Source organism: Marinimicrobium koreense (assembly GCF_003762925.1).
Taxonomy (GTDB): domain Bacteria; phylum Pseudomonadota; class Gammaproteobacteria; order Pseudomonadales; family Cellvibrionaceae; genus Marinimicrobium; species Marinimicrobium koreense.
On record NZ_RJUK01000001.1, the window covers coordinates 845,548 to 858,757 of the forward strand.

Consider the following 13,210-nt stretch of genomic DNA (forward strand, 5'->3'; position numbering starts at 1 on the left):
CGGATGCGCTGCGCTTATCCGCCCTACGCAAACCACGGCAGTCCGCGTAGGGCGGATAAGGCCAAAGGCCGCATCCGCCGTAACCCAAACTTGCCGTAACCCCAGCCACATGACCGAACAAGAACCAAGACGCACTTGGTGAGACCTGATTTATGTATCTGAAGAAGTTCATCTACATCCACTGGGGCAACATCCCCAATACCGAATGTGAATTCGGCCCGATCAATCTCTTCTCCGGAGGGAATGGTTCGGGTAAAACCACTGCGGCGGATGCCATTCAGACCATCATGACCGCCGCCCACGACAACCTGTTCCATTTCAACCCCGGGCAGGACGAAGCCAGCCAGCGCGGGCGCGGTGGCAAGCAGGTGCGCACGCTCGCCTCCTACGTACTCGGCTGTGACGACGGTGCCTACGCGCGGCCCGAAGGTTGTGATGGTTACCTCGGTGCGGTGTTTTACCCGACCCCGGGAGAAGCCAGTGAGCCGTTCACCGCACTGATCGGAATGCGCGCCCACCTGGAAGGCTCCGGCCAGCAACGGGTCGCGCGCCTGGACGAGCTGCAATTCATGTTATTGCCGGGCGTTCAGCTCGGGCTATCCGATTTACTGAAAAGCGATACCGGTGGCCGCTATGTGCTGCCCCTGGACCGGGCGTATGGCCTGTTGCGGAAACAGTTCGGCCCCGAGTCCGTGGAGAAGTATGACAAGAAAAAAGCCTACCTGGGTCGACTGTATGGTCTGATCCGGGACCGGCAGGATGCCGTGTCCGAAAGGGAGGCGATGAACGCCGCCAGGGCCTTCTCCCGCTTTATGGCCTACAAACCCATCAAAGGGATCGACGAGTTTGTTGCCAACGAAGTGTTGGAACCGCGCGACCTGGGTGAAGCAATCCGCTCGGTATCCGCCATGTTGAAACGTATCCACGGTATGGAAGCGGATGCCCGACAACTGCGCGAAGCGATCGAGCGACTCAATCAAGGCCGGCTTACGGCCGGTCACTTTGTCGATCAATGGCTCGATTGGCAATTGCTGCACTACGGCCTGGCCCGGCGCCGCTACAACGACTGCCAGAACCGCTACCTGACCGAAAAGCGTAAGCAGCAGACCCAGCGCGAGTCGGTGGAAGCGAACCGGCAGGCCATCGAATTGAGCGAGCAGCGCCGGGATGACCTGCAGCAACAGTTGCTGGATCTCAACACCCGACGCCTGGGCATTCCCGGGTTGCGGGAAAAAGACCAGCTCGCCCAGGAGCGCAAGGCGGAGGAGCAGCGGCTGGACGCGACGGTGCCGAAGCTGTTGGAACAACTGCAGAAAGTCGATCGCAATCGCGAGAGTGCCAAAGTCTTGCACGACGGCTTGCGACGCACATCCCTGTCGCTGGTGTTGCCGGAGTTGGCCGATAAAACCCGCAACGCCCGCCTCAAAGCCATTGCCGAAGACGATTCCCGGCTGGATGCCCATGAGCTGCTCAACCGGGACTGGATTGACATCAGCCCACTGGAATCGCGCCTTGATCAGGCCCTGGCGCAACAACAGCAGCACCGGCAGTGGTGGGCAGACTGGTTTGAGAGTGAAGAGGGTAATGCCAACCTGCGGGATCGCCTGGCGCGCGAGTGCGACAAGCGCCAGCAGGCCTGCGATCAGGTACAGGCACGAACCGAGCGTTTGGGGCGGGAAATGGGCGCATTGGAAGCCCGGGAAGTGAGCTATCCGCCCTACGTGCAACAGGCGTTGGCGGAACTTCACAAGCAGCTTCCCGAAGCCGATGCCCGGGTGCTGTGCGATCAGGTGGAGGTGACCGACCCGGAGTGGCAGTCCGCCATCGAAGGCTATCTGGGGGGCGCCCGTTTTGGTTTGATTGTGGACCCGGATTATGAGGCCGATGCCATTCGATTGGTTCGCTCCCTGAGTGGCGTCGGTCAGAAGGCCCGGGTGATTCAAGGCCACAAGGCCCGGCGGGATAATGAAAAGCTGGGTGCCTTGCCTCAGGGCAGCGTGGTGGAAGTGATGCAGTTCAACCACGACACCGCCGAGCAATACCTGAAGGCGAGCTACGGCTCAGTGCAGCGGGTACCGGATGCGGATACGCTGCGCAATACCCGTCGCGGGGTCACACGGGACTGCCTGGGCTCGGGAAATTATTCCTTGTTCCGCTGCGATATTGCCGACAGCGATCTGGTGTTCGGCCAGAGCGCCCGAGAGCGCGCCCTGGCGGCCCGCCGACAGGAGCAGGAAGCGTTGACCCGTGAATGGCAGGCAAGCCGGGATCTTGCCGTCGAGGCGCAACAACTGCTGGCCGCCGTGGACGGACTGCGTGTCCCCGAGCATGGCGACTGCCTGCAGACCATGCTCAGCGCCCAGCGGCGCCTGCAGTCGTTGGAGCAGCAGGCCGAGCAGCTCGACCTGAGCGCCGGTGAGGCTCTGGAAGAGGAGCTCCAGGCGTTGAAGGGGCGGGTGGATGAGCAGGCGGCTCAGGCACGGGCATTGAACGAAGAGCGAGCCAACCTGCTGGCGGAATTGAAGAATATCGACAGTCGCTGCCAGACTCTGGATCGGGATCAGGACCAGACTCTGGCCGTGGTGGAGCAGTGCGAACAGAGCCTGGAAGGCCTGGATGCGCTCGCGCCGGGGTTCGATGCCGAGGCGCGGCTGGCTGAGGTCGACGAGGATCTGCGCGAGGCCCGCTATTATGAGGCCCGTCTCGCGGACGTGCAGGGCGAGTTGAAAAGTGCCCTGCACAAACTGCAGCAGAGCGTGCTGCATCACAATCAGCAGTGCCGCCCGGCGGACGCCTTCGCGCTGGAACTGGACTTCAGCGACGAGTTCGGACGGGAGAATTTTGCCCGCATCTGCCAGTTACGCCGCCAGTTCGACAGCCTGTACAACCGGGACAAGAACCACATCCTGGCCCAGCGCCACAGCGAACTGCAATCCCTGCGGGACAGCTTCAACAATGCGTTTGTCACCAACCTCTGTCACTCGATCTACCAAGCCATCAATGATGGCAAGCGGGTACTGGAGGACCTTAACCGGGAGCTGGAGCACCACCGTTTCGGTGCGGACCGGGAGCGGTTCCGGTTTGATTGGCAGTGGGTGCCGGAATTCAAAGAGTACTGGCAGTTTTTCAAGGCGATTATCGATAATCCCAGTCTCGGCGACGGTGCCACCCTGTTTGATATCGAGCTTGAACCCAAGCATCAGAAAGTGCGCGAGCGGCTGATGACCATGCTGCTGGATGAGGACGAGCAGAAGGCGCTAAGGGATCTGGAGCGCATCGCGGATTACCGGAATTACCGCCGCTACGAAATCTACAAGGAGCCGGAGGGCAAGCAGCCCATTGCTCTAAGCCAGTACGGGACCGGTTCTGGTGGCCAATTGGAGACGCCCGCGTATATCATCCGCAGTGCGGCCATTACCTCGGCGTTCCGCTTTGGCGAGGGTAACAGCCATTTGAGGATGGTGTTGGTGGATGAGGCCTTCTCCAAAATGGATGAACACCGCTCGCGGGAGGTCATTCACTACCTGACCGAGAGCCTGGGGCTGCAGTTATTGTTCATCATGCCCAGCAGTAAATCCGGTCCGTTCCTGGAGCTGATTTCCAACCAGTTTGTGTTCAGCAAGTGCGCCACCCGCGAGCGGGTAGGGGAGTTGCAGACCCGGGTGGTGTTGGATCGACAGGAGTGCGACCGGGAGCGGATTCAGGAATTGATGGCAAACCACCGCCAGACGATTCGCCAGCAGGCGGAGTTGGATTTTCTGGAAGAAGTCGAATGATATCAAACGATACTCTACAATCCCGGTTCAACCAACTGCGTACCAACAAAGCCTTCGAGCTGTTTGTGGTGGGCATCATCATCTTCTCGGCCCTGGTCATCGGGGCCAAGACCTATGATATTCCGCCGCTGATCTCCAACGCGATTGTCATCACCGACTGGTTTATCACCATCTTCTTTCTGGTGGAAATTACCATCCGTTTCCTCGGGGAGCCCCGCAAGCGGGACTTTTTCAAGTCCGGTTGGAACATCTTTGACACCACCATCGTGGTCGTCAGCCTGATCCCCATTGAAGACAGCGAACTGGCCCTGGTGGGCCGCCTGGTGCGGGTGTTCCGGGTGCTGCGTATGGTGTCCATCATCCCGGAGCTGCGCACGTTGCTCATCTCCCTGCTCAAAGCCCTGCCACAGCTCGGTTATGTGGCGCTGATGATGTTCATCATCTTCTATATCTACGCCGCCATCGGCAGCATGTTCTTTGCCAGCGTCAATGAGGAGCTCTGGGGCGATATCGCCATCAGTATGTTGACGCTGTTCCGGATCATGACCTTTGAAGACTGGACCGATGTAATGTATGAAACCATGACGGATTACCCGTTCAGTTGGGTCTTCTACGTGACCTTCATTTTCCTGTCGGCCTTCGCGTTTCTGAACATGATCATCGGGATCGTCGTGAACGTGTTGGACGAGCAGCACCGCAAAGAGCGCCAGGAAGAGGGCGAGCCGACCTTGCGGGAGTTGCAGAATGAGCTGCGCGAGTTGAAGGATCTGGTGCGTCAGTCGAGCCGACCCCGAACACCTCAGGAGTAACCTCATGGCCACAATGGATTCCATCATTGATCGTCTCGATCAGCTCCTCGACCGGGCGGAGCGTTTGCTGCCTGCCACTGACCCGACGATTGACTGGACCGCCCAGGCCTTTCGCTGGCGCACTGCCAACGGTCGGGGATTTCTGCAGGCGGTGCGCCACCCGCATCGGGTGGCGCTGGAGGCCCTGCAGAATATCGATGCCCATAAAGAGGCCCTGGTGCGCAACACCCGACGCTTCATAGAGGGCAAGCCGGCCAACAATGTGCTGCTCACCGGCGCCCGCGGTACCGGGAAGTCCACCCTGATCAAGGCCGTCTGGAATACCTTTTCCGATCAGGATCTGAAACTGGTCGAGGTGGACAAGGCCGACCTGCCAAACCTGAGCGATATTCTGGTGTTGCTCGAAGAGCGGCCGGAGCACTTTATTGTGTTCTGCGATGACCTGTCCTTCGAGGAAGGTGATATCAGTTACAAGGCCCTGAAATCGGCGCTGGATGGGTCGATTGCCTCTCCGGCGGAAAACATTGTGTTTTACGCCACCTCCAACCGGCGCCACCTGTTGCCCCAGACCATGCGCGACAACCTGGATGTCAGTTATGAGGAGGGCGAACTTCGCCCGAGCGACAGCATTGAAGAGAAAACCTCACTGTCGGACCGGTTCGGTTTGTGGTTGAGCTTCTATCCGTTCAGCCAGACCGAGTACCTAGCCGCCGCCCGCTATTGGGTAGAAGCCTTGGGCGGACACTGGGATGAAGACGTGGAAGCGGAAGCTTTGCTGTGGCACCGGACCCGGGGTGCTCGCAGCGGCCGGGTTGCCTGGCAGTTTGCCCGGGACCATGTCGACCCCGCCTGACGCAAGCGACATTACAAACTGTTAACAGCCCTCTACAAAAGGTTACAGAATCGTGGCCCTGGCTTTGCTAGAGTGGCTGACATAACGACCAACTGTAAGGAATCCCCCATGTTCAAACCTTTTATGGCAGCCGGTGCTCTGGCAACGGCGGCGCTGCTCTCCAGTACCTCAGCCTTGGCGACCATTGTTGAATTCGAGACCGAGCTGGGTAATGTTCAGGTCAACCTGTACGATGAAAGTACCCCGGAGACCGTCGAAAATTTTCTGTCTTATGTGGAGTCCGGCGCTTACGACAATACATTCTTTCATCGCCTGGTGCCCGAGTTCATCCTCCAGGGCGGCGGTTTCCGATACATCGAAGACAGTGGCGATGTGAAGAGCATTGAGACCGGTGACCCGGTGATCAATGAACCCGAGTGGTCCAATCGGCAAGGTACTATTGCCATGGCCAAGCTGGGCACTGATCCAAACAGCGCGACCTCTCAGTGGTTTTTCAACCTCGAGAACAATCACGAAAACCTGGACGTACAGAACGGCGGCTTTACCGTGTTCGGCGAAGTGATCAGCGGTATGTCCGTTCTGGAGGACATTGCCGAGCTGCCCCGTTTCAATCTGCAGGGCGCGTTCACCAATCTGCCGTTGCGCAATTATGGCGAAGAGGAGCTGGAAAACGATGTGGAAGTCGATTCCACCCATCTGGTGAACCTGCTGTCCGTGCGCATCATTGACGATGCGGAGAACTCAGCAGCCGACCTGGATCCGGTTCCCAATACACTGATCGATTCCGTGGAAGACAAGGAATCCGGTGGCAGCTCCGGTGGTGCCATGGGCTGGTTGACGTTGATGCTGGGGTTGTTGGGTTTGCGGAAGGTTTTGGTGAGTTGAAACTTTGTCGGGTTACGCGCTTCGCGCTAACCCGACCTACCGGAAAGCAGCGAAGTCCTTCGTAGGTCGGGTTAGCGCGCAGCGCGTAACCCGACAATCAAGCTCCGAGATTTCACACTTCAATTGAATCAAACACCGTGACCTTGCGCCACAGGTGCGAACATTCCTCCACAAACTTCTGGTGGATCGGGTGCACCTGGTAGGCATTCTGACCTTCGACATCATCAAACATCAACAGCTCGGATACCTGGTAGCTGTTATCCACCACGTCCCGCTTTTCCGTTGAGGCCGGCACACCGATGTGAATGCCGCGCACAGTTTCAATGTCCTTGAGGGTTTTCAGGCCCGCGATCAGGGCATCGCGATCTTCCGTCGATTCCGGATTCTTCAACCAGAAAAACACCGTATGGGTCAGCTTCGGAATCGCCACGGCTCCGTGCTTGTGGTGTTTGTGATGGCCATGACCGTGGTCACCCTGCTGCTTTTCTTCACCGTGATTGTGGGCCTGAGCCGATGGCAGCATGGCCGCAGCGCCCAAAGCCGCTGCACCGGTGATGAATTGCCGACGATTGGAGAGATCTTTCATTGTGATTGTGCTCCTTTTGGGAGGTTTTTATGAAGGCCGGTATCGGTCAGGATGACCAACCAGTCTTGTGGTGAAAGGTTGCATGCCGCGTCCCGCTCCGGGTTCAATTGCAATCTGCGTCCTTGATGCGACTCGTGATAATAAACCCCAAGCGCCGTTTCGCCACGCTCGGCGACAAGCGCTTCGAGCTTCCAGAAGGGTAGGGAGCCCTTGATGCCGTAATCCCCGGTTGGTCGGAAATAGATCTCAGCGCCACCCTCAGTGAAGAGTTCATCAAACACCAGGCGCAGCTCCGGACGCAAGGCCACCTGGGCCAGAAGATGACTGAGAATAAGCGGGCTGATGATGGTTTCACCACGCTGATGCCCGAGCAGAATGGCATTGTCCGGATCACTCAGCTCCACCAGCAGTTGCGGCGGATCATCGGTCTGTTTCAGGTGCTCTTCGAGAATGCTCTGTCCGACGATGGCACGGGCGTCGGCCTCTTCACCACTGTTTACCCGGTCACTGCTGGTCAGAACAATGCTGTCATACTGGGCGGGTTCAATGTCATACAGCTCGCCTTCCTGCATGAAGTCGGTTTCGATATGGCGACATTGCGCTTTGATACTGCCCATGTGGTAGCGATCAATGAAATTCTCCCTCTCCTGAGCCGGCAGTATTGAGACGATGTCCAACTCAAACCGATACTGGCGATAACTGCCCAGCTCGTGCACCAATGCGGGAAGGCGATCGTTCCAGCCGAGAATCAACACTTTCTTTTTGGTCAGGCGGTTGGCGGGTTTATGCTTGTCATCCAGCGCTTTGCGCTCAAGCGGATTCAGCCGGTACCCCGAAGCCTTGAGTGGCTGGGTATCATTGAATTCCGGAGCAATGAACACGACTTTATCCGTCTCGGTTACGACGGTGTCCGAAGGAGCATTCAACTGCACACGCCAGTGTTCCTCTTCGCGGCGCAGCAATCCGCAGATCACAGCACGTGGACAGCGCACGGCGATGGACGCGAGAGAATCACCGGCAAAATGTTCGCCGCTGCGGACATAAAACTCGTTACCGCTCTGATCGGTCAGCAGCTCATTGTAGACCTCTGATAAACCGGGATGAATCAGATTCTGGGCCATGAGGCTGGCAATGGTGGCATCCCCTGGGACCACCTGAAGGGGCCCGGAATAAGCGCGGCGGGCAATGGGCAGCTTACGCAGGTCCTGGATTTCCGCCACGACAAATGGCCGGGTGACATTCTGCCTGCGGGCCAGAGCATCCAATGACATCAGTGCCTTGATGGTCTCTACATCGGCGCTGACCAGACTGTTGAGTTCGTGGGAATCGCTGGGAATGATGACCGCGGCGGCGTTCAGACAGGCCGCCCGATGCAGGGCATCGGGCTGCAGAGCACTGCCGGAGCGCAGCACAATCTGCCTGGCTTTGCGACCGATGCCCGGCTCGGCGCGCAGTTCTTCAGCCTGTAGCGCCGACATATCCTCTGCCAACACCACCAGTTTGAGACGGGAACTGTCGTGCCCCAACAGGTGCTGGCGCATCGACCCGGAGGCACTCAAAAGCTCTCTGATCAGGGGCAGGGTGCGGCTGTTCCAGCCAATGATGACCACATGATTCCGAAAGGCCACTGGCGTCAGGCCCCGCTCAAGCGCGGTCATCCGGGCGATCAATGAGCGAGTGAGAATGGCCACCAGGGTACCCATGAATACCACATAGCCACTGACCGTGAGAATCGTCGACACAAAGCGCAGCCAGGAGCCCTGATCATCGCCCAGATAGCCCGGGTCCGTCAGGCGCAGAAACGCCCACCAGACGGCGTCACCGACGTCTTCGCCTTCGCCGGCCGGGAACGCCAGTAGGCCGCCGGTAATGGATATGAGGGCGATGATTGCACCCACCACCAGCAACTGAAACAGGGCGCCTTTGACGAACTGGCGCTCAACAAAAAATTTGACCCGGTCTATAAAACGCAGTGGCAGCATGGCAGCTCCTGTCCCGACGAGCTCAGTGCATCAGTGAGGGCTGCCAGTATACCGGTTTTTGCGCTCAGTCCAATTCAGAACCATGACGGTCAGCGAAGGCAGCATGGTCAGCGTCACCAGTGTGGCGCCGATAATGCCCGCCATAACGATCACCCCGACCCCGCGGTACAGCTCGCTGCCGGCGCCCGGCAGGAACACCAGGGGTGCCAACCCGACAATGGTGGTAATGGTGGAAATGGCAATGGGGCGCAGTCGCGAGCTGACCGCTTCGCGCACCGCATCGACCGAGTCCATGGCCTCCTCCTTGAGGTTACTGATGGCACGGTGAACGATCAGAATCGGGTTATTGACCACGGTGCCCATAAGAATCAGAAAGCCGAGCATGGAGATCATATCGAAGGGCTGACTGATGCCGCCCAGGCCGAGCGCCGAGGTGGCGCTACCCAAGAGGTTGAGCAAGGCGAGCCCGGCAATCCCGCCGGCAATGCCCAGCGGAATGGTGGTCATGATCAGCAGCGGATAGCCCCAATGGGTAAAGATGGCCACCATCAGCAGATAGACAATGAACAGCGCGACCAGATAGTTGCTGCTCAGAGACTCCCGGGTGGCGTCCAACTGGTCGGCCGCCCCGGAAATATTCAACGTCACCCCCGTGGGCACCTGCCCATTTTCCTGCAGATAGCCTACGACGTCTTCGCGCACGCGCTCGACACCGGTCTCCAGGGCGACTGAGCGGGGTGGGATGATGTTCAGCGTTACGGTACGGCTGCCGTCGAGCCGGCGAATGCTACTGGTATCCACCGTTTCCTCCATCCGGGCGAAATCGGACAGGGGCAGGGTACCGCGCTCGGGCACAAAGACGGCGATATCCTGAAGCGTATCCAGGTCCGCGCCGGGACCCAGCTGGTTGTACAGGTAGATATCGATTTTGTCATCGGCGAGGAAGAACTCATTCACAAAAGCTCCGTCGGTCAGCGCCGACACAGAGAAGCCGATGTCCTCGGTAGTCAGGCCGAGCTCCGCCGCCCGATCCCAATCGGGGCGGATTTCCAGTAGCGGCTGGGCCAGGGATAGACTGGAAGGGCGGGTCTGGATGCTCGGGTTGTCAAACACGGCCTCAGCGCGCGCGTAGGCGGCCTGCGCCACCTGAAACAGGCTGGCCAGATCCGGCCCGGAGATATCCAGGTTGACGCTGCGCGTGCCGCCGTCGTTGCTGCTGATGATCGAACCGCGCGCGGCAAATGCCCGCATTCCGGGATAGGTTTCGTATTGCTTGACCAGGGCGGCCATCAGCTCCTCGATCTGCCCGGGATCCTTGGATTCGGTGATGATCCTCAGGCTCTGGGGCGAAATACCCAAGTTGATGTATTTCATCGCCGGTACCTCGGTTTCACCCCGTTCGAAGGCTTCCGGCTCATCGTCCACGTAAGGCATGAAATACTCCTGAAGCTCCATGCCGATGGCTTCCATGGTTTCAAGGTTATAACCCGGCGGGGCATTCATGGAGGCGAAGGTTTTCGGCTCTTCACCCTCGGGCAGGTATTCCGCTGGCGGTGTGAGGAACAACACAATGGCACCACTGATCACAATGGTGGCGACAATGGCACTGATACGCCGCCGGGGTGTTTCGATCAGCCAGTGAATTTGCCGGGTGATCCGCTGCTGAAGCGGATGGGCTTCGTCGCCACCGGAGGCGCCTTCAAATTTCAGCCGGGCGCTAGCGGTGGGGATGACGGTAATCGCCACCAGCATGGACACCAGGATCGATGCGGAAATGGCGATCGCAATATCCGAGTAGAGTTGTCCCGCCTCTTCGGCGATAAACACTACCGGCAGAAACACCATCACTGTGGTCAGGGTAGAGGCCAACACCGCCGGCCAGACCTTCTGGACCCCGGCAACGGCGGCCTGCAGTTTCTTCAGCCCTTTGCGACGCTCGAGTTCGATGCTTTCGAGCACCACAATACTGTTGTCCAGGGTCATGCCGATGGCGAAGGCGACCCCAGCCAGGGAAATGACGTTGATGGTCCGGCCCGCGATCAACAGCCCCAGGAAAGCCGCGATGGTACAGATGGGAATACCCACCACACCCAGCGCAGTGGCCCGAAACGAACGCATGAACGCGTACATTATCCCGGTTGCCAGCAGGGCACCAAGAATCAGGTTTTTCCAGACATTGAACACCGAGGCCTGCACATACACCACATCATCAGCGGTCAGGGCCAGTTCCATGCCTTCCGGGTTGAGCAGGTCCCGGTTGATGTTTTCCACCTCGGCCATCATGGCGTCCTTGATGGCAATCACGTTGGAACCGCTCTCCCGGCGCACCGACAGACTGATGACGGGACGGGTGTTGACGTAAGAGGTCTGGCGAATTTTGAAGTGATCGAGTTCGACGTCGGCCACATCGGACAGTCGGGTGATGCTGTCCCCCCGGCGCTCGAGGATGAGGTTTTCCAGATCCTCCAGATCTTCGAAGCGACCCATGGTGCGCAGCAGGTAGCGTCGCTTGCCGCTTTCCACTTCACCGCCGGACAGGTCCCGATTGCGCTCGCGGATGGCATCGCGCACTTGCGTGAGAGTGATCTCCCGCTCCGCGAGACGCTCGGGGTTCAGGTGAATCTGGATCTGGCGTTCGGCGCCACCCCCGACGTTGACTTCAGATACCCCGGGCACGCCGGACATACGCGGCCGGACATTGTCTTCGATAAAATCACGCATCATGTCCATGTCCAATCCCCGAGGATTGCCCTCCAGCGGGGAGATTCTGAAATACATGAACGCGTTGGAAGAAAACGACGTGGCGTAGACACTCGGCTCGTCGACGTTTTCCGGGTAAGAAGGGACCTGGGTCAGGGCGTTATTGACGCGGATCAGGGTTTCGTTGATGTCCACCCCAAATGGAAACTCGAGCTCGATCTGGGCCGAACCGAAATCGGCACTGCTCTGCATTTCCACCAGGTAGGGAATGTTCCTCAGGTACTCCTCCTGTTCGATCAGGATCTCCTTCTCCACATCCTGGGGCGTGGCGCCGGGCCAACTGGTACGAATGGAAATGGTACGGACTTCCAGGTCCGGAATCATCTGCACCGGAATGCGCAGCGCGGCCAGGATACCGAGTACGCAGATGATCAGAACGGTGACGGTGACCAGAATGCCGTGGCGAACAACCCAGGAAAACATCAGCGTCTCCCTCCCTGGTCATTCGCGTGACTCTCTGCAATGCGCTCGGGGACAACGTTTTGGCCTTCCTGCAAGGCTTCATTACCCAGGGTAACCACCACATCGCCCGACGAGAGACCCGAGCGGATCTCCACCCAACCAGAGGCACTGATTCCCGGAGTGACCTGTTGCTCGCGTACCCCGCTGACTTGCCCCTGTTCCGCTTCGGTAATCACCCAGACACTGACCCGGCCATCCGGGTAGCGGATCAGGGCGTCACGCGGTACCGCGAGCCCGGTACGGTCGGTATTGAGCTCCAGAAGCCCCGAGGTGGACAGGCCGGGAATCAACTCCGGTGCATCGTCTGGCGGTGTCACGCGCAACAGAAACGTTCGTGCGCCGGTCTCGCTGAGTGGCACCTTGCGATGCACCCGTCCGATGACTTCGGTGTCGGGGTAGGCGTCAAACCGTAGGGAGAGGCTGGATTGTTCGCTGACCCTCGGGAAGTACCGCTGGGGCACCTGGAAATGCACCCGCAGTGGCGCACTGGCCACCAGCTCCATGAGCGGGTTGCCGGGAGACACCCACTCGCCCAGATCCACCTGACGAGAGCTGACCACACCATTGAAAGGCGCTCTGAGCTGGTGTCGCTCCAGTTCCGCCTCCAGGCGATTCAGTCGGGCCCGGGCGGCATCGCGATTGGCCCGGCTGACCCGCTCCTCCGCTTCCAGGCGCCGAATGTCACTGGCGGCAATGGCGCCATCGCGCAGCGATCGGGCTTCATTGAGCTGCCGCTCGCTGTCGGCCCACTGCGCCTCGGCGCTGGCAAGGTCTGCGGCGGCCTGATCCCGATCGATACTGACCAGCTCGGAATCCAGCTCCAGCAGCAGATCCCCAGCCTCGACCCTGTCCCCGGCATCCACGGCCAGCCGGGACACCAGCCCGGCCACCTGGGGCGAGAGCAGCGATCGCTGCTCGGCGGTAACCGAGCCGGTCAGGGGAACCGTTTCGATGACCGGCCGCTCAACCACCCGAACCGCCTCGACTCTGGGCGGCTCCTGGGCCGAGGTCCAGGACGCCGCCAGAAGCAGTAACAGGCCATACAATGGGCGAGGGGAGGCGATCATAGTCATACCGGTTTGTCTCCTGAGTTCCTT

General features: G+C 59.3%; 8 protein-coding genes. 4 read left to right on the forward strand and 4 right to left on the reverse strand.

The window, feature by feature from the left end:
* Nucleotides 1–152 precede the first annotated feature (152 nt).
* From EDC38_RS03650 to EDC38_RS03665, 4 genes are all read left to right on the forward strand, one after another.
* Nucleotides 153–3,776 carry an ATP-binding protein gene (locus EDC38_RS03650; RefSeq protein ID WP_123637356.1) on the forward strand — a complete coding sequence of 1,208 codons (3,624 nt, stop codon included), beginning with the start codon at nucleotides 153–155 and terminating at the stop codon, nucleotides 3,774–3,776.
* Nucleotides 3,773–4,585 carry an ion transporter gene (locus tag EDC38_RS03655; protein WP_425462019.1) on the forward strand — a complete coding sequence of 271 codons (813 nt, stop codon included), beginning with the start codon at nucleotides 3,773–3,775 and terminating at the stop codon, nucleotides 4,583–4,585. Before EDC38_RS03650 ends, EDC38_RS03655 begins: the two co-directional genes overlap by 4 nt.
* 4 nt (nucleotides 4,586–4,589) lie before the next feature.
* A complete protein-coding gene (locus EDC38_RS03660) occupies nucleotides 4,590–5,438 on the forward strand; it encodes an ATP-binding protein (RefSeq protein ID WP_123637357.1) in 849 nt (282 codons plus the stop codon).
* Nucleotides 5,439–5,546: 108 nt separating this feature from the next.
* Entirely contained in the window at nucleotides 5,547–6,323 is a 777-nt protein-coding gene (locus EDC38_RS03665) for a peptidylprolyl isomerase (protein ID WP_211331036.1), read from the forward strand.
* A gap of 112 nt (nucleotides 6,324–6,435) precedes the next feature.
* On the opposite strand, the gene EDC38_RS03670 is transcribed toward EDC38_RS03665, so the two are convergent.
* The 4 genes from EDC38_RS03670 to EDC38_RS03685 are packed head-to-tail and all read right to left on the reverse strand — an operon-like array spanning nucleotide 6,436 to nucleotide 13,186.
* A complete protein-coding gene (locus tag EDC38_RS03670) occupies nucleotides 6,436–6,909 on the reverse strand; it encodes a Dabb family protein (RefSeq protein ID WP_123637358.1) in 474 nt (157 codons plus the stop codon).
* A complete protein-coding gene (locus EDC38_RS03675; protein WP_123637359.1) occupies nucleotides 6,906–8,891 on the reverse strand; it encodes a CASTOR/POLLUX-related putative ion channel in 1,986 nt (661 codons plus the stop codon). The genes EDC38_RS03670 and EDC38_RS03675 overlap by 4 nt, the downstream gene beginning before the upstream one ends.
* Nucleotides 8,892–8,921: 30 nt before the next feature.
* Nucleotides 8,922–12,074 (reverse strand): efflux RND transporter permease subunit, encoded by a 3,153-nt coding sequence (locus EDC38_RS03680; RefSeq protein ID WP_123637360.1) that lies wholly within the window; start codon nucleotides 12,072–12,074, stop codon nucleotides 8,922–8,924.
* Nucleotides 12,074–13,186 carry an efflux RND transporter periplasmic adaptor subunit gene (locus tag EDC38_RS03685; protein ID WP_123637361.1) on the reverse strand — a complete coding sequence of 371 codons (1,113 nt, stop codon included), beginning with the start codon at nucleotides 13,184–13,186 and terminating at the stop codon, nucleotides 12,074–12,076. Before EDC38_RS03685 ends, EDC38_RS03680 begins: the two co-directional genes overlap by 1 nt.
* Nucleotides 13,187–13,210 lie beyond the last annotated feature (24 nt).